Here is a 20,206-nt window from a genome sequence, read left to right as displayed (position 1 = left end):
AAGGCATTTTAGTAAAGCGTCAAGGCATTTTCGAAAATGCCTTGACGCTTTACTAAAATGCCTTGACACCTTACTGTTAATCCCCACGTCAGTTGCATAAAATCTTTATTTTCACTCATTCGTAGTAATGCACAGCCGGGAATCCTGGGACGGGGGCGGGAGAGGGTCAAACCGGAAGGCGGCAGGCTGGAGGTGTTGAGGGCGGGAACTATGGGCGTTGGGCTGCATTTGCAGGAGTTCTAGTTTTTCTTAGGCCGTGGGATTTTGCGTTGCAGGCCAAAATAAAATTGTCTGAGCGGCTTCATCGCGAGTTGTTTTATTTTGGCCTGCGCTTTTAGCAAAATTCCAGGGCCTTAGAAAATCTTAACTCCGAATCCAGCAGCCCAACGCCCATAGTTCCCGCCCTCAACACCTCCAGCCTGCCGCCTTCCGGTTTGACCCTCTCCCGCCCCCGGCCCAGGATTCCCGGCGTTACTCCCGTCAATATGTTGCATAACGCCCTTTTACGTTTAATTTACATAAGCTTAAAATGCATTTTGTTGTTTTATATGGAAGAGAAATGGTAAAATGTGAACGAATCGGAAAGAGATTTGAAAAGAAAAGGCATTAGGAAAAGAGGAGATGAAACCATGCTGGAATTAAGGGAAATAAAAAAATCGTTTGACAAAACTACCATATTGGATGAAATAAGTCTGGAGATACCCGATGGACAGATCGTTTCCGTATTAGGCCCGTCCGGAAGCGGAAAAACCACGCTGTTGAATGTGATATTGGGAATTACAGAGCTGGATGGGGGGCGGATACTGTTTGACGGCACGGATATAAGCAGCCTTCCGGCGGAACAAAGAGATTTTAACATCGTATTTCAGGACTATGCGCTGTTCCCCAATCTGAATGCGTATAAGAACATTACTTATGGTTTGAAGAATAAACCGGGTATCTCTTCAAAGGAAGAGGTGGAGGAGCTGATCGAACTGCTGGGATTATCGGAACATCTTGACAAGAGGATCGACCAATTGTCCGGCGGCCAGAAACAGAGGGTGGCATTGGCCCGGACCCTGGTTATGAAACCAAAACTTCTTTTACTGGATGAACCTCTCAGCGCCCTTGACGGCGTGATTAAGGAATCCATCAAGGACCGGATTAAAGTGATTGCAAGAAAATACAACCTGACGACAGTAATCGTAACCCATGATCCGGAAGAAGCGCTCACTCTGTCCGATCAGGTGCTGATACTGAACCAGGGAAAGATATCCCAGTATTCCACCCCGAAAGAAATTATCAGCCATCCCAGCAATAATTTCGTGAAGAATTTCATTTTAAACCAGTTGGAAATCAAGAGAAACAACATCTACAGCCTGTTTGGTGAATGCTATGCATAGGAAACCGGTTGAAATCAAGGCCATATTTTTGATGATTCTGCTGTTGTTCGCCGCATTTTTAGGCTATCCTCTGATCCGTGTGGCGCTTAAATCCCTGGAAGTCCAGGATGGGTTGGGACTTGCTAATTATTTGGAAATGTGGCAGAGCCGGGGATTTTTAAACTCTCTGGGCAACAGCTTTTTAATAGCAGGAATCAGCGCATTTGTCACAACGCTGCTGGCCTTTTTTATGGCATATACGGTTAATCAGACCAATGTCAGCCCTTTGATTAAAAAAATGATTTCATTGGCCGCAACCCTGCCTATGCTGCTTCCCACCATTACATATGGATTTGCGATCATCTATTCCTTTGGGAAACAAGGCCTCATAACAAAAATTCTGGGCAGGCAGTTTTTTGAGATTTACGGGTTTAACGGACTGCTGACCGGATATGTGATCTACACAATGCCTGTTGCATTTCTCTTAATTAACAATACATTCAGGTATATTGATAAAAAGTTCATTGTGGTATCCAGGATCATGGGAGACAGGCCGGGAAAAACCTTCTGGATCACCATTGTCAGGCCCCTTCTCGGCACATTGGCCGCAGCGTTTATACAGACATTCTTTTTGAGTTTTACAGATTATGGGATTCCGGCTGCCGTAGGAGGGGAATTTCATGTGGTTGCCACCACCCTTTACAATGAAATGCTGGGGGCCATACCCAATTTCCAAAATGGCGCTGTGGTGGCAGTTTCCATGCTGGCTCCATCGGTGGTGAGCATTCTCATTCTCAACTATCTGGAACGCTACAACATCCGCTACACGAAGATTTCCGAGGTGGAAATAAAAAAGAACAGGCTGAGGGATTTCGTATTCGGAACCGGGTCTTTGGCGGTCTGCGGAGCCATTCTGTCCGTATTCGCAGTGATTTTCGTAATACCGTTTGTAAAAGGCTGGCCCTATGATATTGCGTTCAGCCTCTCAAAACTTACGGAGATTATGAACGGATCAAACCTGACCATGGTTTATAAAAACTCAATTGCCGTGGCATCGCTCACGGCCTGCCTGGGCACTGTTGTGGCCTATGGGGCGGCTTTGGTGACCGGCAGAAGCAGTATGCCCGACTGGGTGAAATCAGCGGTGGACGGCATTGCCCTCACCACCAACACGATCCCCGGCATGGTGTTAGGCATTGCATTTTTGTTCGCATTTTCAGGAAGCTCCATTCACAATACATTTTTAATCCTGATCTTGTGCAATGTGATTCACTTTTTTTCCACACCCTATCTGATGATGAAGGGATCGCTGGAGAAAATGAACAGCTCCTGGGAAATGACAGCCATGCTGATGGGAGACAATTGGTTCAAAACCATTGTCAGAGTTGTAACGCCCAATGCAGGCCCCACCATTCTGGAAGTGTTCGGATATTATTTTATCAACGGAATGGTTACCATCAGCGCGGTGATTTTCATTGCCGGAGCCCGCACCATGGTCATCACGACTAAAATCAAGGAACTACAGCATTTTGCCAAATTCGATGAAATATTTGCGCTGTCTCTGTTGATTCTGGCAACGAATCTGGCTGTGAAAGGGATATTGAAGGTCCTGCCGCGGCTGGTTGAAATAAAGAAAGTAAGCAAAAAAGCCGTTATGGCGGCTGATGGAGGAAATTAATTATGAAAAAAACAATGAAACGGATTTTAGCATCTCTGGCGGCTGTGTCCATGGTATGCACAGCAGTGGGATGCAGCAAAAAACAGGAACAGGTGATTATCTATTCCAATGCGGATGACGAGGCTGTGGATGCGATGAAAAAGGCGTTGGACGAGAACGGATATCAGGACAAATACATTTTCCAGACCTTCGGCACTTCAGAATTAGGTGGAAAGATTCTGGCAGAGGGAGGAAACCTGGAAGCCGATATGATTACTATGAGTTCCTACTACATAGACAGCGCCCAGGCGCAGAACCAGATGTTTCTGAATCTGACATTTGACCACAAAACCCTGGCTGAATATCCTTCTTATTACACTCCAATTACCGCCCAGGAAGGGGCAGTTATCGTGAACACAGAACTGCTGGAATCGGAAAATCTTCCAATGCCCACCTGCATCAAAGACATGGCTGACCCGGTTTACGAAGGAATGGTGTCTGTCACCGATATTTCCAGTTCCTCAACCGCATGGCTTTTAATTCAGGCAATTATCAGCGCATATGGAGAGGAAGAAGGCAGACAGGTACTGTCTGGAATTTTTAAAAATGCAGGTCCCCATATTGAAAGTTCCGGCTCAGGGCCCATTAAAAAGGTGAGAGCTGGAGAGGTGGCTGTGGGCTTTGGATTGCGGCATCAGGCGGCAGCCGATAAAACTGCCGGCCTGCCCATTGACTTCGTGGATCCGCCGGAAGGGAATTTTTCCTTAACAGAATCGGTTGCAGTCCTGGATAAAAAGGACAAAACCAACCCTATGGCCATGGAAATGGCCCAGTGTATCATCCAAAAAGGAAGAGCAGGCCTTTTAAAAACTTACCCATTAGCCGTTTATGAGGGAGAAGCTGCGGACGAAGCCCTTAAATCCGCCTATCCCAACGTATTTCCGGAACCATTGACCGTAGAGCTTTTGAAGAAACACACCGATTTTTCAAACGGATGCAAATAAAAGAACAGGAGAACCGCTTAAAATGAACCATTACAAATTGTTGACACCAGGCCCCCTCACCACCACTGATACAGTAAAGCAGGAGATGATGGCAGACCACTGCACCTGGGATGATGAGTACAAATGCATTACACAAAAAATCAGAAAGGACCTTCTTGAGCTGGCTCATGTAACAGAAGAGGACTACACGGCAGTTTTGATGCAGGGTAGCGGAACCTTTGGAGTGGAATCCGTAATTTCCAGTGTGACAGGACCAGAAGATAAAATACTGTTCGCCACCAACGGAGCCTATGGAGACCGGATGGTGGACATGGCGAAATATCACAAAATCCCCTATATCCAATATGAGACACACTACAACGAAATCCCGGATGCAGGGAAAATAGAAGAATACCTGAAAAATGACCCGTCCATCACCCATGTGGCCATCGTCCACAGCGAGACCACATCGGGGATTTTAAATGATATAGAAACCGTAGGAAAAGTCTGTCATAAGTACGGAAAAACCTACATCGTAGACGGCATGAGCAGTTTTGGCGGCGTGGATATACCGGTCAGGGACTGGAACATTGATTTTATCATCAGCAGTTCCAATAAATGCATCCAGGGAGTGCCTGGTTTCAGCTTCATCATTGCCCGCCGTGAAAAACTGGAGGCATGTAAAGGCCGGGCCAGAAGCCTGTCCCTGGACCTTTACGACCAGTGGAAAGGAATGGAAAAAGACGGAAAATGGAGGTTCACTTCCCCCACCCATGTGGTATTGGCATTTGCAAAAGCCCTGGAGGAGTTAAAAGAAGAAGGAGGCATCGACGCCCGCCACGCCAGATACAGCCACAACAACAGGCTGCTGATTGAAAAGATGTCAGAACTGGGTATCCGTTCTTACATAGATGAAAAATACCAGTCTCCGATCATCACCACATTTTTATACCCGGAACAGGGATTTTCCTTTGACAAAATGTACCGCTACATAAAAGAGCGGGGCTACGCCATCTATCCCGGCAAACTGACGGAGATGGACACCTTCAGAATCGGAAACATCGGAGAAATTTATGAAGAAGACATTTTAAAGTTATATGGAATATTCAAAGCATTTTTTACGGAGGAAAGACATGAAGCATAAAATAGAAGCTGTCATACTGGACTGGGCCGGAACCGCAGTGGATTACGGATGTTTTGCGCCGGTACAGGCATTTATTGAGATATTTAAGAGCTGGGGATTGAATCCCACCATGGAAGAGATCAGAAAACCCATGGGTATGCTGAAACGGGATCACATCAAAACCGTTCTGTCTATGGAAACGGTCGGAGCCCAGTTTAAGGAACTATACGGCCGTGATTTCACGGAATATGACATCGACCAAATGAACCGCCAGTTCGAGAAAAATCTCCTGGGAATTCTGCACAACTTTACAGACCCCAAACCCCACGTCCTTGAAACCTTAGAAGCCCTGAGAAAAAAGAACATCAAAATCGGTTCCACAACAGGCTATACGGACGAAATGATGGCCATCGTCACAAGCGGAGCCAAAACCAATGGCTATGAACCCGACGCCTGGTTCAGCCCCAATTCCGTAAAAAATATGGGACGCCCCTACCCATATATGATCTTTAAAAACATGGAAGCATTACAGATTTCTTCAGTCCGCAGCGTCATAAAAGCAGGAGACACCGTATCCGATATTCTGGAAGGCAAAAATGCCGGCGTAATCACCGTCGGCGTGCTGGAAGGCAGTTCCGAAATCGGCCTCCTGGAATCAGAGTACCATAACCTGTCAAAGGAAGAGCAAATCGAACGGAAGAAAAAGGCCGAGGCCAGATACCGTGAGGCCGGGGCCGACTATGTAATAGAGGATATCCGGGGGATATTGGAACTTTTGATATAGATTATTGGCGAAGGGGACGCCGGAAAGCGGACGTGCCCCCGGGTCACGTCCACTTTCCGGCTGGCTGCTTCCGGCCAAATTAATCGAATATACGTTGTTAATTAAACTTACGTTTCCGCTGGATGCATATTAGAAAGAAATATAATTTTAAATAATATACCCCTTTGTATATTTGGATTGGAGAGAGCGGTGATTTTAATTTCTGTTAATTTTTTCTTCCCCTTTTGCGTAAAATACAAGATCCATTCCATCCACAATAGGTTCAGTTTTACCGTTTTTTCTATACCCCACATTTTTACATAATTAGCAGAGCTTTTTTTGTTTTTTTACCAGCACAGCCAGTACACAGCCGGGAAGAAGGGGACGCTGGGGCGGAGGGGACCGGAGGAACGGAATTGGAGGGCATGTGGAGCCCCTTAGAGATACTTGGTCTTCAAGGGCGAAAAAAGACAGGCAGAAGCTGAAAACCGAATCAGTTTCTGAGGCGCCCGCTGAGAGGTAAAGTTCATAAAAAGTTTACCTCGAATGGGCGCCGCCCTGTCTTTTTTCGTCCTTGAAGGCCATAGTATCTCTTAGGGGCGGAACCTGTCCTCCAATTCCGTTCCTCCGGTCCCCTCCGCCCCAGCGTCCCCTTCTTCCCGGCGTAACTCTTATCAAAAACTCAATAAAGAAACTCAATAAACGTATCCAGCGCACTGGACTGCGATACCGGATGAAACGCAAACCCAATGGTCCTCTTGCTGATCGGCACGGAAAGCGGTATTTCCACCAGTATCCCTGCATCCAATTCTCTCTGAACCAGTTCTTTGATCACACATCCAACTCCCAGCCCGATTTTAGAAAACTCAATTAAAAGATCCATGGTGGTAACTTCCAGAAGCTGGTTTGTCTGGATATGGCAGGCCTTTAAGTATTCGTCGATATAATGGCGGGTCATGTTGGTGCGGTCCAGAAGCATGATATTGCCTGTTTGGAAGATATCCGCATCGGAACCTTCCCGGAGATACAGGTTGTTTAAATAGGTTTTTGTAGCAACGAAAATATCTTCGATTTCCATGACCGGTATAAAGGTCAGATTTTTTTTGCCGGGCGGCTCTGCAATTAAACCGATATCAATATGCTGCTGTTCCAGCAGCGCCAGGGTGTGGGCGGTGGACTGGCATTCGATGGTGATTTTTATGTGGGGGTAATTGTCGATGAATCCCTTCAGATACGGGAGCAGAATATACCTGCACAGGGTGTTGCTGACGCCAATCCTGATATGGCCGATGTTGAATTCCTTGATCCGTTTCAGCTCATTTTCAGCCCGGGTCAGGGAATCGAAAGCGGATTTTGCATGCTCGAACAGCAGTTGTCCTTCATCGGTCAGGTGGACGCCGCGGGAATTCCGGACAAAAAGGGAGACATTCAGGCTGTCTTCCAGCTTGCTGATGGCCTTGCTGATGGCAGGCTGGCTGATATACAGCTCTTTTGCAGCCTTGGAAATATTGCCGGCCCTGGCAACTTCGTAAAATATTTTATACTGCGACAAATGCTGTTCCATATAACCTCCTATTATACTAAATATTCATATTATGTATTGTTATTATATCAGTGCCTGTGGTAGAATGTAAAGACAGAAATAGTAGAATATGGTACATATAATTAGGAGGAGTTATCTTATGTCTGGCGGAAACATTTTTAAATTTCATAATGACCTGGATACTGATCAGATCATCGGTTCCCAGTATCTGTTATTGCCAACGATTGAAGAGATGAAAGTACATACGTTTGAATCACTGGACCCGGAATTTCCAAACAAGGTAAAGCCGGGGGATTTTGTGGTCGGAGGGGAGAATTTTGGCTGCGGTTCCTCCAGAGAACAGGCGCCCAGCGTGTTGAAAGCATTGGGCGTTGAGGCTGTGATTGCCAAATCATTTGCCAGGATTTTTTATAGAAATGCAATTAATATCGGCCTTCCGGTTATCGTGTGCAAGGAACTTCCAGACGAAGTTAAAACAGGGGATTTCATGGAACTGTCCCTGACAGACGGAATTGCCCGGGCCAATGGGAAAGAGTACTCCTGCACGAAACTTCCTGAGTATATGCAGAATATCTTAAATCAGGGCGGTTTGATCGCATCATTGAACAAGGAGGAGGCGTAGAGATGGGAATGACTATTGCGGAAAAGATTATTGCGGCGGCGGCAGGCGTGGACAGCGTGAAGCCGGGAGATATACATACAGTGACATTAGACCGTTTGATGAGCAACGACGGAACTACACATTTGACCGTGGATATGTATCATAACCAGTTAAAATATCCCCGTATTGCGGACACTAAAAAACTGGTTTTTATTGTGGATCACAACGTGCCTGCGGACAATCCAAAGACGGCTGCATCCCAGAAAAAGATGAGGGATTTCGCAAAAGAACATGGGATTGATTTTTGGGAGGGCAAGGGTGTCTGCCATCAGATCATGATGGAACACTATGTATGTCCGGGAGAATTGATTTTTGGCGCAGACAGCCATACATGTACCTATGGAGCGCTGGGAGCTTTTGGCACAGGCGTGGGATGTACGGATTTCCTTTATGGAATGGTTACAGGGACCTCATGGGTGCTGGTGCCGGAATCCGTGAAGTTCAATCTGGTGGGAAAACTGCCAAAAGGCGTTTATCCCAGGGACCTGATGCTGACAATTATTGGAGAAATCGGAGCCAATGGATGCAATTACCAGGTGATGGAATTTGCCGGTGAAGGCGCGAAGACATTGAGTGTCAACGACCGCATGGTGCTCTGTAATCTGGCGGTGGAAGCCGGTGCGAAAACAGGTATTTTTGAGGCCGATGAGATAGCTTTGGAGTATTTAAAAGCCTATGGCCGCCAGCCTAAGGCGGTTTATAAAAGTGACGAAGATGCGGTTTATGCTAGGGAGTATACATTTGATTTGTCTAAGATCCGGCCTGTGGCGGCCCGTCCTGATTTTGTGGATGATGTCGTGCCCGCCGAAGAGGTGTGCGGCGTGAAGATCGACGAGGCGTTTTTAGGCTCCTGCAATAACGGCAGAATCGACGAACTGAGAGTTGGCGCTCAGATCATCAAAGGGAAAAAGGTGGCAGACAGCGTCAGGTTCCTGGTTGTTCCTGCCAGCCTTGACGTGTATAAACAGGCATTAAAAGAAGGATTGATCGATATTTTCATGGAAGCCGGGGCCATTGTCATGAACCCCAACTGCAGCGTCTGCTGGGGAAGCTGCCAGGGTGTGATCGGTGAAAATGAAGTGTTAATCAGTACGGGAACCCGCAATTTTAAAGGCCGGGCCGGACACCCCTCTTCCAAGGTTTATCTGGGATCGGCGGCTACCGTTACAGCTTCAGCGATTGCCGGAAAAATAGCGGTTGCGGAATAAAAGACAGATGCCGCGGCATAGTAGATAGCGGCTGCGGAATAATAAACAGTGGCCGCAGGATAGAAGAAAGGAAGACGGATATGGAAACATTTTCAGGTAAGGTCTGGGTTCTGGGTGATGATATCGATACGGATATCATCATTCCCACGGAATATCTGGCGCTTAAAACCATAGATGATATGAAACAGTACGGTTTCAGTCCACTCAGGCCGGAACTGGCGGGACAGATAAAAGAGGGAGATATCATTGTTGCAGGCAAGAATTTTGGCTGCGGCTCTTCCAGAGAGCAGGCGCCTGAGATCATAAAGGAGCTGGGGATTAAATGTGTGATTGCCAAATCATTTGCCAGGATATTCTTCCGTAATTCCATTAACAACGGGCTTCTGCTGATTGAACAGCCTGATCTGTATGATGATATGGCTGAAGGGGATACCATTGAGGTGACTGTGAATCAGCAGGTAGATTATAAGGGCAGACAGTATCCGATCGCCTCTCTTCCGCAGAATCTGGTGGATATTATCGAGGCAGGCGGGCTGGTAAAGGCCATGAGAAAGCTGAACGGGCTGGATTGAGGAGAATAGCCGTCTGAACTGTTACAGAATTAGGCAGCAGCGGTGGAAATGAGGACGAGATGGGAAATACAATCATTGAAAAGATTATCATGCATAATACGGGATCAGACCAGGTAAAACCAGGTGATATTGTGACTGTCAATGTGGACCGGGTGATGATCCATGATATTTTTATACCATTTGTAGCTGAAAAATTTGAGGAAATGGGATTTACAAAGCTTTGGGATCCTGATAAAGTGGTGCTGATTTACGACCACCTGGTTCCGGCCAGCCAATTGGACGATACCAGGCATTTTCGCGTGGGCGATGCATTTGCTGCGAAATATGGAATGAAACATGTGCACAGAAGCGATGGAATCTGCCATCAGCTCATGACAGAAGCGGGATATGTGAAACCGGGCGACGTGGTATTCGGTACGGACAGCCATACGACCACATACGGATGCGTTGGCGCATTTTCTTCCGGCATCGGATACACGGAGATGGCCAGTATTTTAGGTACGGGAACCATGTGGATTAAGGTTCCGGAAACGATCAAAGTGGTGATCGAAGGGGAATTCCCGGATAATGTGATGTCAAAGGATATGATCCTCCGGCTGATTGGTGATTTGGGAGCGGACGGAGCTACATACCGGGCGTTGGAATTTAGCGGAAGCGCGGTGGATAAGATGACCGTTGCAAGCCGGATGACCATGGCAAATATGGCCATTGAAGCCGGAGCCAAGTGCGCGCTGTTCACTCCTGATGAAAAGACGGCGGAGTACTGTGAAATTTCGTTAAATGATTATCAAAAAAGCCTGAAGGGAGATTCCGATGCCGTTTATCTGGAAACAGTCACCTATCAGGCGGAGGAACTGGTGCCGGTGATGGCATGTCCTTCCCAGGTCGACAAGATTAAACCGGTTAGTGAACTGGCAGGAACAGAGATAGACCAGGTATTTATCGGTTCCTGCACCAATGGCCGTTTGGAGGATCTTGCAGCGGCTGCCCAGGTGCTGAAAGGAAAGACGGTGGCTCCCTATGTGAAGCTGATTGTGACACCGGCCAGCCGGAAGATCTACAGGGAAGCGTTGGAGTGCGGCGTCCTCGAAACGCTGGCAGAGGCGGGCGCTGTGATCACCCACCCCGGCTGTGGTTTGTGCTGCGGCAGGACCGGAGGCATTTTAAGCGATGGAGAACGGGTTGTGGCAACCAATAACCGTAATTTTTTGGGCCGCATGGGAACTTCTAAGGTGGAAATCTATCTGGCGTCTCCTAAGACGGCGGCAGCCTGCGCGGCGGCCGGGAAGATCGTAATTCCTGAATAAAAGAGGTGCCGGATTTTGGAAAAAACGAATGTAATGCGGATGTTGGATGCCGCGAAAATTCCATATGAAGTGAAAGAATATGAAGTGGATGAAAATGATCTGTCAGGTGTCCACGCGGCTGCACAGATTGGGCAGGATCCGGAAAGTGTATTTAAAACGCTTGTTTTAAAAGGTGAAAAAACAGGCTACCTTGTCTGCTGTATTCCGGTTGCCGAGGAGCTGGATTTGAAAAAGGCCGCAAAGGCTGCGAAGGATAAAAAGGTGGAGATGATCCATATGAAGGACCTGCTTCCTGTGACCGGATATATCAGAGGCGGCTGTTCTCCGATCGGCATGAAAAAGAAGTTCCCTACTTATATAGAAGAAACAGCTGTGCTGTTCGATAAAATAGCGGTGAGCGCAGGCGTTAGGGGAAAACAGATCATCATAAACCCGGAAAAACTGGCGGAATATGTGGGCGCTGTTTTTACGGGGCTGGTGTGAAAAATGACAAAGAAATCTGCTTACAAGCGGGCTTGACGCTGCTTTCTTTATCATTTTTACGATACTTGAATTGCTGCAGAATTATTGGTTTATAATGGAAAAAAGTTGACATAAAAGCATGGAGCTAAAAAGCGACATGCTTTTTATGCTGTAATAAGTAACAATTATGTAATACTTTTGTAACAGTGATGTGTAAAAAATAGATAATATATATACTGATTAGTGGAAAAAAATAGTGTATATGTTCTAATAAATTTGTATGGCAGTTTTTGGAGATATGAAATATTTAACAAAATTGAAAAAAACTTATTGACTTTCAGTTACGCCGTCCCATATAATTACCGAAGTCACCCGGAAAATAGCAGGCGAAGTGGGAGAAATCACCAAAATTCGCCATAATTTTTATGAAGATCAAGAAAAGAGGAGTATCTATGCTTACACTTCAATCGTTTCTTCAGGGACTTTACCAATTTGTTAAATCATTAGTGGTAAATGTTACAAAAAAAATGTACCGCAATTCAGCTGTGCTGGTTACCGGCCTGGCAGTTGTCGCTGTGATTACATTTAACTCCAGTGGTTTTGGCGGAGGCGGAAAAAATGCGCTTGCGGCTTCGAAAGATCCTGCAGCGGAGGAAGAACAAAACCAGATACTGGATGAATCTGAAGAGACATTCATTGCTACGGAAGCAAAAATACAAGTTGGACTTACTGATTTGAGGCGACAGGGACAATTAGTAGTTGGAGATTTGTTGACGAAAGAAATTCAGGAACAACAGGAAAGCCAGTTAGTTGCTCAGGCCGAGATTGAAAAGATCAAAAAAGAGATGGTTATGGAAGCTCAGGCCAGGGAGAAAGCCAGAAAGATTGAAGAAGAAAAGGCAGCCAAACGAGCAGCGGCCGTGGTATCCTATTCAGATGAGGATTATCAGGTATTGTTAAGGATCGTACAGGCAGAGGCCGGAATCTGTGATGAAAAAGGAAAGATTCTTGTGGCCAACGTCATTTTAAACCGCGTGAGAGATGGGGAGTTCCCTGATAATATTACCGATGTCGTATATCAGAAATCACAGTTTTCTCCGGTATCCGACGGATCAATTAACCGTGTAAAGGTGAGCGCGCAGACCATTGATTGTGTGGACCGGGCGCTTGCAGGGGAAGACTATTCCCAGGGAGCTTTATATTTTATGTACCGGAACGGGTCGCGTTCCAGTGCGGTCAGCTGGTTTGACAGACACCTGACATATCTGTTCCAACATGAAAGACATGAATTTTTCAAATAAATGATTGAGAAAGTTTCTGCTTTAGGTGTATAATCATAATGAAAGTTTATACATAGAAAAGGAGAATGAGGACATGATTTTTGATTTGACACAGAATTTAGATTTTTACAAGAATTTAGGGATCGGCGGAAGATATGCGAAAGCGGTTGAATTCTTAAAGAACACGGATCTTGCTGCACTTGCTCCCGGGAAATATGAAATTGACGGAAGCGATGTATTTGCGAGTGTTGTAGAGTATACAACCATTCCTTGGGATGAAGCCAAATTCGAAGCGCATGAGAATTATACCGATATCCAGTATGTGATTGAAGGATCAGAGGTGATGACCTATGCTCCGATCGATGAACTGAATGTTAAGGTTCCGTATAATCCGGATAAGGATGTAATATTCTACGACAATGCGAACCCGGGACTTCAGGTTGTTGTAAAAGCGGGCCAGTACATGATTTTCAATCCATGGGATGGACATAAACCAAAGGCAGCCAATGGAGAACCGGCGCCGATTAAGAAAGTAATTGTGAAGATCAGAGAGAAATAATATTTTTTTTTTAACATCAAGGGTGAAGGCATTTCGCGAAATGCCTTCACCCTTTTGTGCGAATGGCCAGGTCATTGATGTTAAAACCATCCATCTCCCCCGGCTAAAACCGCTTTTTTACTGTATCGCTCTATATCCATATCCTTCAGGCGTACCACCCATTCAGGCCTGTTTTCCATATCCGCCCCTGGTCCATAACTTTGATACTCCGCATAAAAAATGGTATCATGGGCCTCTGTTTTGCCCCAGTCATGCCAGCCCTCCGGGTGAATGTGTGGGCCTATGTAACAATTAACCAACACTGTTTTCGCATAATTCCTCCAGGGCCGCCCTAAATAGACACTGCGGTCAGGACAGGCGCTGGTGGTAAATCTGCATTGGTTCATAACATATCCATAAGCCTGACCTTGTTGCGTGGAAGCCGCCGTCACATAGCCGTTGATTTCCCGGTCAATGGGAGTGGAGTGGAAGGTGCATTGGTCAAAATAGGCGGTGGCGCTTCCAAAGACAAAATCAATATCCCCTTCTATATAACAGTGTTCGTAAAGATGGCGGCCATTGACCCGTCTGGAAAATTGTTTTGGGCCGATAAAACCATTGGGCTCAAGTTCTTTTGGCGGCAGGGGGCCGGTAAACAGAGTATCCTGCCCGCTGATAAACCGGCAGTTTTGAAAATGAAGCCGGTCGCCGTCGGCATAGAGAGCCAGAGCCTGCCCGGCCATATCCGCATTTCCGGCCGTATTTTGAAAGGTCAGGTTTACGGCTTTGAAATCGTGGGTGTCAATCAGGCAGGAGTAGGAGCGGAAGGTTCCCCGCTTTTGACCGTCCGGCATCACTTGTCTGGCGCTGAGATCATAAGTGAGTACCACATCTTCAGGAGAAGGCCCTTCTCCTATCAGTGTAACAAATGGAGTGTTGACCGTGATCTGTTCCTCATAAACGCCTTTCCGGACCAAGAGAATAATGTCTTCTTTATTGTCTTTCGGCAAGGTATCCAGCGCCTGTTGAACGGAGGTGAAATCGCCGTTCCCATCTTTCGAAATGTGAATCATTTGTTCATCTCTCTTTCTGAATCTAATCGTGGATTCTATATACTGTATACATAATTCAAAACCTATACTAAATATATTATTTTTCTTATATTTTTGCAAGTAAATTATTGACTTTTAATTCACAAAGTGAGATAATAAGAACAAATTTCGATTTACATAAGGAGGATTTTAGATGTCAACTAAAGCATTTTACCCAATTAATGAAATTGGCGCTGGCAAGCCTGGTTTTTCTAAAACCAGAACAATTATTGAAAGTGCATTTTACGGAAATAACGTTGTTAAGGTAACTTCTTTAAAAGAAGCATACGAACTGGCTAAGAACTCTCCAGGTACCGTTGTTACGGACATGCCTGTTTACAGAGGTGATGAATTCGGTCTGGATGCAGACGCAAAAGTATTATTATTCAATGACGGAGCAATTACAGGCCGTTACGCAGCGGCACGCCGTATTGCAGGTGAGCCGGGAGTGAACTGTGCGGAACTTGACAAAGTTGCCATGGACGCAGTGTATGAATCACGCTGGAAAACCATGTATCATGCTGAAGTTTACGTAGGTCTGGATCCTGAATTTATGGTAAAAGCTCATCTGTTGATTCCGGAAGGCGAAGAGAACATCATGTACTCCTGGATGCTCAACTTCCAGTATATGGCAGATGAATATGTAAAGATGTACAAAGAATCCAAACCGGTTGGAGATGGAAAAGAAGCTGACATCTATATTTTCTCCGATCCTCAGTGGAACGGTTCCGACCGTCCAGGTGTGAATTTAAGCTGTTTAAGCGATCCTAAGACACTCTGCTACTTCAATACAGAGCAGAACTGTGCTTGTATCTTAGGCATGAGATATTTCGGCGAGCATAAGAAAGGTACTTTAACCATGGCTTGGGCAATTGCTAACCGTAACGGTTATGCTTCCTGCCACGGCGGACAGAAAGAGTACACATTAGCAGACGGAACAAAATATGTTGCTTCTGTATACGGCTTGTCAGGATCCGGTAAATCCACAATTACACATGCAAAACACAATGACAAATACGCAATCAAAGTTCTTCATGATGATGCATTTATCATCAACACAGATACCTGTGCTTCTGTAGCATTAGAGCCAACTTACTTTGATAAAACACAGGACTACCCAACCGGCTGTGATGACAACAAGTATCTTCTGACAGTTATGAACAATGGTGTAACCTTAGACGAAGAGGGCAAGATCCAGTTAGTTACAGAAGATATCCGTAACGGAAACGGACGTGCTATCAAGTCCAAATTATGGTCACCAAACCGTGTGGATAAGATCGAATCTCCAGTTAATGCTATTTTCTGGATTATGAAAGATCCTACCATTCCACCAGTAGTTAAATTAAAAGGTGCTTCTTTAGCTTCCGTAATGGGCGCTACTCTTGCAACAAAGAGATCCTCTGCTGAGAGACTTGCAGAAGGCGTTGATCCTAACAAACTGGTTGTTGTTCCTTATGCAAACCCATTCAGAACCTATCCGTTAGTTAACGACTATGAGAAGTTCAAAAAGTTAGTAGCCGAGAAGAATGTAGACTGCTACATTATCAACACCGGCGATTTCATGGGCAAGAAAGTTAAACCTGCTGATACTTTAGGAATTCTGGAAGCAATCGTTGAGAAGAAAGCTGAATTCAAACAGTGGGGACCATTCTCTGATATCGAGATCATGGATTGGGAAGGATTTGTACCGGATATGAACGATACTGAGTACGTTTCCCAGTTGAAAGCCCGTATGAATGACCGTGTAAATGAAATCAAAGCATTTGCAGTTGAAAAAGACGGTTATGACAAACTTCCTGATGATGCATTAGCAGCAATTCAGAAAGTTGTTGATGAATTAAACTAATATCTATGCTATAATAAAGAGCGGTTGACAGAAAAGTCAACCGCTTTTGTTGCTTTTTTATGCTGCAGCAAGGGCTGAACCGGCAGTATTTTTTTGGAAGCCGGCTCTATAGAACCTGGTTTAATGACGATGTAAATGGCGATATAAATGACGATATGGAAAGCAGGAGATGAAGGTGGATAAAAAATATTTACTGTTTGATCTGGATGGAACACTGACCGACCCGAAAGAGGGGATTACCAAGTCGGTTCAGTACGCTTTAAAGGCCTATGGTATTATAGAAGAAGATTTGGATAAGCTGTGCCCGTTTATTGGGCCGCCTTTAAAGGACAGCTATATGGAATTCTATGGATTTAACGAAAAAGACGCCCAGGAAGGCGTTTATAAATACAGGGAGTATTTTTCTGTTACGGGCTGGATGGAAAATAAAGAATATCCGGGAATTGACAAAATGCTGGCCGGATTAAAAAATGCCGGAAAACACTTGATGGTCGCAACCTCTAAACCGGAAGAGTTCGCGGTGAAGATTCTGAAGTATTTTGGCATGGATCATTATTTTGATTTTATCGGCGGAGCGGATATGGAGGAAACCCGTGTGAAAAAGGCTGATGTAATCCGCTATGTGCTGGCGGAAAACGGGATCACGGATCTTAAAGATGTTATTATGGTAGGAGACAGGAAGCACGATGTGATGGGGGCAAAAGAGGTTGGAGTGGAATGCATTGGCGTGCTTTATGGTTATGGGGACAGAGAGGAATTGGAGTGGGCAGGCGCGGATTATATTGCAGAAACAGTGGAGGATCTTTCCGCTGTGTTATTGTAAAATCTTGGATTTATGAGCTAATTCTTAAAGATTCCTGAAAAAATTCAAAAAAATGCCAGTTCTGTACCTTTTTGTGGTATACTAATACGAATCATTGGTCTGTATGACAGAGAAGGAGGTATTCACATGATAGAATTGAAGCGAGAAGATTTGAATATCGTAGAACCTATCTGCATGGAGAGCAGGGAAGTGCTGGTTCGTGCGGCAGTTGAAGGAAGAATGGGGCATGTATGGGTTCCTAAAAAGGAAAACCCGCCGTTCTGCTTAATCAATCTGGGCGATTTTGCATTTGTCCGCGGGGTCACTCCCAAGTCCGGCTGCGCGCTGGAATTAAAAGAGCAGATTTATGAAAGCTGCGGGCATACATTTTTAACGCCTCAGAATGAGCTGTGGGCCGATTGGATTGAAGACACCTTTTTAGGTGAATTCAGACAGGTTACCAGATATGCGCTGAAAAAAGATGAACAGCATTTTGACTTGGATACATTGGAGCGCTATGTGAAACAGGTGCCTGATGGAATAAAAATCAAACAGATCGATGAGAAACTTTACAAGAAAGCTTTGAAGGAAGAGTGGAGCAGGGACTTCTGTTCTAATTTCCTGAACGCGGAACATTTTGTCATGGACGGGCTGGGATTTGCGGCTGTAAAGGGCAGGGAGCTGGTGTCCGGCTGTTCTGCATATGGAATCAGTTCGGGCATGCTGGAGATTGAGGTGGCTACAAGGCCGGAATACAGGCGTCAGGGCCTGGCGTTAGCCTGCAGCGCCGCGTTGGTGCTGGAATGCTTAAAACGGGGCATTTATCCCAATTGGGATGCAGCCAACGCAAAGTCGGTGATGCTGGCGGAGAAGCTGGGATATGTGTTTGAAAAAGAATACACAGTCTATCAGTTGATTGATGGTTTAAAGGATTGATTTTTTAGAAAATAATGGTATACTGGATTTACAAGTATCAAAAGAAGTGCAAGCACGGATTATATCGGTATTCGGTTAATCTGTGCATCATAAAAGCAAGGCTGGCCGGATATGGCTGGTTCCTTGCTTTTTTTATTCTATAGAAAAGGCTGCCCCATGCCCTATGGAATAAAAAAACATTCCGGAGCCTGCACGGAAGAAGGAGTGGAATGAGATGGAAATGATAAGAAAAAAGGAAGTTGGGAAAGACATTTTGTATGATGCGGCCAGCGCGTTTGTCCAGGCAATAGGGGTACACTGTTTTATAGAACCATGTATGATCGCGCCGGGCGGGGCGTCAGGCATTGCGCTGCTGGTAAATTATTTGAGTGGCCTGCCTGTCGGGGCGCTGACATTTGCAATTAATATACCGCTGCTCATTTTATCGTATATTTTTTTAGGGAAGAGCATGACTGTTAAAACACTGAAAACCGTGGTCATCATGAGCGCGGTGCTGGATTTGTTTGTGAGCCCTGTATTTCCCCAGTATTTGGGAGACAGGCTGATTTCGTCTGCATTCGGCGGTATTTTTGTGGGAGTTGGGCTGGCCCTTGTATTTATGCGGGGGTCTACAACGGGCGGGGGAGATATTCTGGCAAAACTGCTTCAGAAGAAGTTTCCCTATATGCAGACGGGATATTCGCTGATGGTGATTGATATTATGATAATTACGGCTTCTGTAATCGTGTTTTGGGATATCGAATCGGCTTTGTACGGAATCATTTCCCTGGTGTGCACGACACAGACCATAGACGCCATTTTGTATGGTATGAATAAGGGCACCATGGTGACGGTTATTTCATCTGAAAATGAACGGATTGCGGAAGAGATCATGAACCAGTTGGACCGTGGGGCTACGTTTTTGAAAAGCCGGGGCGCTTATAGTAAGGCAGAGGGGAATACGTTGATGTGTGTGGTGGATCGGAAACAGTTTTATATTGTCAAAGGAATTATTGATTATTACGATCCCAGAGCGTTTGTGATTGTTTCGGAGACAAAGGAAGTTTACGGGGAAGGTTTTTTGGATGATCCCCGGGACAGGCGGTTAGAGAGAGGTGCGGTGAGCCGTGAACTATAACCCAGGATGAAAAAACAGGATGAGAAATTTGAGATGTGTATTGTTTGGAAGGTGATTTTGAGGTATACTAACCGTAATGCATCTGATCCGAAAATCTGAAAGGACACACTGAAAAATGATAAAGGATTTAATCAAACAAGCCATAGGAGCATTGCCGTCCTCCTATGCGCCTTATTCCCATTTTCACGTAGCTGCAGCCTTGCTTTGCAGCGACGGGACCGTATATATTGGGAACAACATTGAAAACGCCTCGTATTCCGCCACTGTCTGCGCGGAGAGGACTGCATTTTTTCATGCTGTCAAGGACGGAAAACGCAGCTTTGACGCCATTGTAATCTGCGGCGGACGGGATGGAATTATCAGCGGATATTGTGCTCCATGTGGGGTATGCCGCCAGGTGATGAGGGAATTCTGTAATCCGGAAACATTTAAAATCATTCTTCCCAAGTCGCCGGAGGACTATAAGGTGTATACGCTGGAACAGCTTTTGCCGGAAAGTTTCGGACCGGAATATTTGGAGTAACGGAGAGTTTTTGGTAAAATAAGACCTATTAAAATCGGAGGATACCAATGGAATTACAACCTATCAGAATCCCAAGCGGTTGGGAAGTTTTATTTAACAATTTGACGGAACTGGAACCGGACGACGTACCGAAAACAGCAGATGAAATATGGAATTTTCAGTTTGTACAGGATATTCTTTATATCCGGAACCGCCGGACGAGAAAGAAAGATCATAAGGTATATGAGCATGAAGTCGGACTTGATTTGGGCTGGTATCCGGATGGAGATCCGGACGGATATTTCCGGCTGGTAGTGGTTAAGGATGGGGACTGGGAAAATCCTTTGCGTCAGTTGGAAACACGGAAAAAGGCTGAGGTCGTTGCTCAGATGGAAGAATGGCTGCTGGAGTTCTCGGGGACACAGTGGTTAAACGAATAAAAGGCTGCAGAGCG

Annotated in this window: 21 protein-coding genes; 18 read left to right on the top strand and 3 right to left on the bottom strand. The window is 45.5% G+C overall.

The features are described from left to right. Positions 1–334: 334 nt before the first annotated feature. Positions 335–484 carry a hypothetical protein gene (locus GPL15_RS03390; RefSeq protein WP_215696023.1) on the bottom strand — a complete coding sequence of 50 codons (150 nt, stop codon included), beginning with the start codon at positions 482–484 and terminating at the stop codon, positions 335–337. Positions 485–629: 145 nt separating this feature from the next. Here GPL15_RS03390 and GPL15_RS03385 point away from each other — a divergent pair, with 145 nt between their 5' ends. From GPL15_RS03385 to phnX, 5 genes are read left to right on the top strand one after another with little or no spacing between them, the layout of a single operon-like run. Continuing rightward, positions 630–1,382: an ABC transporter ATP-binding protein gene (locus GPL15_RS03385; RefSeq protein ID WP_215696021.1), complete on the top strand. Its 753-nt coding sequence runs from the start codon at positions 630–632 to the stop codon at positions 1,380–1,382. After that, positions 1,375–3,039, top strand: a complete 1,665-nt coding sequence (locus GPL15_RS03380; protein ID WP_215696019.1) for an ABC transporter permease subunit — start codon at positions 1,375–1,377, stop codon at positions 3,037–3,039. The genes GPL15_RS03385 and GPL15_RS03380 overlap by 8 nt, the downstream gene beginning before the upstream one ends. Positions 3,040–3,041: 2 nt before the next feature. Then, the gene (locus tag GPL15_RS03375) at positions 3,042–4,022 is read left to right on the top strand and encodes an extracellular solute-binding protein (RefSeq protein ID WP_215696017.1); all 981 of its coding nucleotides are present in this window, start codon (positions 3,042–3,044) and stop codon (positions 4,020–4,022) included. A 22-nt stretch (positions 4,023–4,044) separates the two neighbouring features. Then, positions 4,045–5,145, top strand: coding sequence for a 2-aminoethylphosphonate--pyruvate transaminase (phnW, locus tag GPL15_RS03370; RefSeq protein WP_215696015.1), 1,101 nt, complete (start codon positions 4,045–4,047; stop codon positions 5,143–5,145). Further along, entirely contained in the window at positions 5,135–5,908 is a 774-nt protein-coding gene (gene phnX / locus GPL15_RS03365) for a phosphonoacetaldehyde hydrolase (protein ID WP_215696013.1), read from the top strand. The genes phnW and phnX overlap by 11 nt, the downstream gene beginning before the upstream one ends. Before the next feature lie 661 nt (positions 5,909–6,569). On the opposite strand, the gene GPL15_RS03360 is transcribed toward phnX, so the two are convergent. Beyond that, positions 6,570–7,451, bottom strand: a complete 882-nt coding sequence (locus tag GPL15_RS03360) for a LysR family transcriptional regulator (protein ID WP_215696011.1) — start codon at positions 7,449–7,451, stop codon at positions 6,570–6,572. Between the two features lie 118 nt (positions 7,452–7,569). On the opposite strand from GPL15_RS03360, the gene leuD reads away from it, so the two are divergent. From leuD to GPL15_RS03325, 7 genes are all read left to right on the top strand, one after another. Next, the gene (leuD, locus tag GPL15_RS03355; protein WP_215696009.1) at positions 7,570–8,052 is read left to right on the top strand and encodes a 3-isopropylmalate dehydratase small subunit; all 483 of its coding nucleotides are present in this window, start codon (positions 7,570–7,572) and stop codon (positions 8,050–8,052) included. Positions 8,053–8,054: 2 nt separating this feature from the next. Continuing rightward, positions 8,055–9,299 carry a 3-isopropylmalate dehydratase large subunit gene (locus GPL15_RS03350; protein WP_215696007.1) on the top strand — a complete coding sequence of 415 codons (1,245 nt, stop codon included), beginning with the start codon at positions 8,055–8,057 and terminating at the stop codon, positions 9,297–9,299. Between the two features lie 80 nt (positions 9,300–9,379). Beyond that, positions 9,380–9,871 carry a 3-isopropylmalate dehydratase gene (locus GPL15_RS03345; RefSeq protein ID WP_215696005.1) on the top strand — a complete coding sequence of 164 codons (492 nt, stop codon included), beginning with the start codon at positions 9,380–9,382 and terminating at the stop codon, positions 9,869–9,871. Between the two features lie 59 nt (positions 9,872–9,930). Continuing rightward, complete coding sequence (locus tag GPL15_RS03340; protein WP_215696003.1) at positions 9,931–11,178, top strand: 3-isopropylmalate dehydratase large subunit; 1,248 nt, start codon at positions 9,931–9,933, stop codon at positions 11,176–11,178. 15 nt (positions 11,179–11,193) lie between these two features. Next, entirely contained in the window at positions 11,194–11,661 is a 468-nt protein-coding gene (ybaK, locus tag GPL15_RS03335; RefSeq protein WP_215696001.1) for a Cys-tRNA(Pro) deacylase, read from the top strand. Positions 11,662–12,092: 431 nt separating this feature from the next. After that, positions 12,093–12,941, top strand: coding sequence for a cell wall hydrolase (locus GPL15_RS03330; RefSeq protein ID WP_215695999.1), 849 nt, complete (start codon positions 12,093–12,095; stop codon positions 12,939–12,941). A gap of 73 nt (positions 12,942–13,014) precedes the next feature. Next, the gene (locus GPL15_RS03325; protein ID WP_215695997.1) at positions 13,015–13,479 is read left to right on the top strand and encodes a YhcH/YjgK/YiaL family protein; all 465 of its coding nucleotides are present in this window, start codon (positions 13,015–13,017) and stop codon (positions 13,477–13,479) included. 80 nt (positions 13,480–13,559) lie between these two features. On the opposite strand, the gene GPL15_RS03320 is transcribed toward GPL15_RS03325, so the two are convergent. Next, on the bottom strand, positions 13,560–14,531 hold the full coding sequence (locus GPL15_RS03320) for a pectinesterase family protein (RefSeq protein ID WP_215695995.1): 972 nt from the start codon (positions 14,529–14,531) through the stop codon (positions 13,560–13,562). Between the two features lie 172 nt (positions 14,532–14,703). On the opposite strand from GPL15_RS03320, the gene GPL15_RS03315 reads away from it, so the two are divergent. The 6 genes from GPL15_RS03315 (at position 14,704) to GPL15_RS03290 (ending at position 20,192) form a co-directional block, all read left to right on the top strand. Further along, positions 14,704–16,395, top strand: a complete 1,692-nt coding sequence (locus tag GPL15_RS03315) for a phosphoenolpyruvate carboxykinase (ATP) (protein WP_215695993.1) — start codon at positions 14,704–14,706, stop codon at positions 16,393–16,395. A gap of 169 nt (positions 16,396–16,564) precedes the next feature. Further along, positions 16,565–17,218, top strand: a complete 654-nt coding sequence (locus GPL15_RS03310; RefSeq protein ID WP_215695991.1) for an HAD family hydrolase — start codon at positions 16,565–16,567, stop codon at positions 17,216–17,218. A 126-nt stretch (positions 17,219–17,344) separates the two neighbouring features. Continuing rightward, positions 17,345–18,133, top strand: coding sequence for a GNAT family N-acetyltransferase (locus GPL15_RS03305; protein ID WP_215695989.1), 789 nt, complete (start codon positions 17,345–17,347; stop codon positions 18,131–18,133). A 214-nt stretch (positions 18,134–18,347) separates the two neighbouring features. Next, positions 18,348–19,250 (top strand): YitT family protein, encoded by a 903-nt coding sequence (locus tag GPL15_RS03300; RefSeq protein WP_215695987.1) that lies wholly within the window; start codon positions 18,348–18,350, stop codon positions 19,248–19,250. A 115-nt stretch (positions 19,251–19,365) separates the two neighbouring features. Next, positions 19,366–19,773 carry a cytidine deaminase gene (gene cdd / locus GPL15_RS03295; RefSeq protein WP_215695986.1) on the top strand — a complete coding sequence of 136 codons (408 nt, stop codon included), beginning with the start codon at positions 19,366–19,368 and terminating at the stop codon, positions 19,771–19,773. 47 nt (positions 19,774–19,820) lie between these two features. Then, a complete protein-coding gene (locus GPL15_RS03290) occupies positions 19,821–20,192 on the top strand; it encodes a hypothetical protein (protein WP_215695984.1) in 372 nt (123 codons plus the stop codon). The last annotated feature ends 14 nt before the right edge of the window (positions 20,193–20,206 follow it).

Origin of the sequence: Clostridium sp. MCC353 (assembly GCF_018785315.1) — a bacterium.
Classification (GTDB): Bacteria; Bacillota; Clostridia; order Lachnospirales; family Lachnospiraceae; genus CHH4-2.
This window is presented reverse-complemented; position numbering and strand designations above follow the sequence as displayed.

Excerpts from the sequence above, each read along its gene's own strand:
- GPL15_RS03385 (WP_215696021.1), top strand. The coding sequence starts at position 630 with ATGCTGGAATTAAGGGAAATAAAAAAATCGTTTGACAAAACTACCATA.
- GPL15_RS03380 (WP_215696019.1), top strand. The coding sequence starts at position 1,375 with ATGCATAGGAAACCGGTTGAAATCAAGGCCATATTTTTGATGATTCTG.
- GPL15_RS03375 (WP_215696017.1), top strand. The coding sequence starts at position 3,042 with ATGAAAAAAACAATGAAACGGATTTTAGCATCTCTGGCGGCTGTGTCC.
- phnW (WP_215696015.1), top strand. The coding sequence starts at position 4,045 with ATGAACCATTACAAATTGTTGACACCAGGCCCCCTCACCACCACTGAT.
- phnX (WP_215696013.1), top strand. The coding sequence starts at position 5,135 with ATGAAGCATAAAATAGAAGCTGTCATACTGGACTGGGCCGGAACCGCA.
- GPL15_RS03360 (WP_215696011.1), bottom strand. The coding sequence starts at position 7,451 with ATGGAACAGCATTTGTCGCAGTATAAAATATTTTACGAAGTTGCCAGG.
- leuD (WP_215696009.1), top strand. The coding sequence starts at position 7,570 with ATGTCTGGCGGAAACATTTTTAAATTTCATAATGACCTGGATACTGAT.
- GPL15_RS03350 (WP_215696007.1), top strand. The coding sequence starts at position 8,055 with ATGGGAATGACTATTGCGGAAAAGATTATTGCGGCGGCGGCAGGCGTG.
- GPL15_RS03345 (WP_215696005.1), top strand. The coding sequence starts at position 9,380 with ATGGAAACATTTTCAGGTAAGGTCTGGGTTCTGGGTGATGATATCGAT.
- GPL15_RS03340 (WP_215696003.1), top strand. The coding sequence starts at position 9,931 with ATGGGAAATACAATCATTGAAAAGATTATCATGCATAATACGGGATCA.
- GPL15_RS03330 (WP_215695999.1), top strand. The coding sequence starts at position 12,093 with ATGCTTACACTTCAATCGTTTCTTCAGGGACTTTACCAATTTGTTAAA.
- GPL15_RS03325 (WP_215695997.1), top strand. The coding sequence starts at position 13,015 with ATGATTTTTGATTTGACACAGAATTTAGATTTTTACAAGAATTTAGGG.
- GPL15_RS03320 (WP_215695995.1), bottom strand. The coding sequence starts at position 14,531 with ATGATTCACATTTCGAAAGATGGGAACGGCGATTTCACCTCCGTTCAA.
- GPL15_RS03315 (WP_215695993.1), top strand. The coding sequence starts at position 14,704 with ATGTCAACTAAAGCATTTTACCCAATTAATGAAATTGGCGCTGGCAAG.
- GPL15_RS03310 (WP_215695991.1), top strand. The coding sequence starts at position 16,565 with ATGAAGGTGGATAAAAAATATTTACTGTTTGATCTGGATGGAACACTG.
- GPL15_RS03305 (WP_215695989.1), top strand. The coding sequence starts at position 17,345 with ATGATAGAATTGAAGCGAGAAGATTTGAATATCGTAGAACCTATCTGC.
- GPL15_RS03300 (WP_215695987.1), top strand. The coding sequence starts at position 18,348 with ATGGAAATGATAAGAAAAAAGGAAGTTGGGAAAGACATTTTGTATGAT.
- cdd (WP_215695986.1), top strand. The coding sequence starts at position 19,366 with ATGATAAAGGATTTAATCAAACAAGCCATAGGAGCATTGCCGTCCTCC.
- GPL15_RS03290 (WP_215695984.1), top strand. The coding sequence starts at position 19,821 with ATGGAATTACAACCTATCAGAATCCCAAGCGGTTGGGAAGTTTTATTT.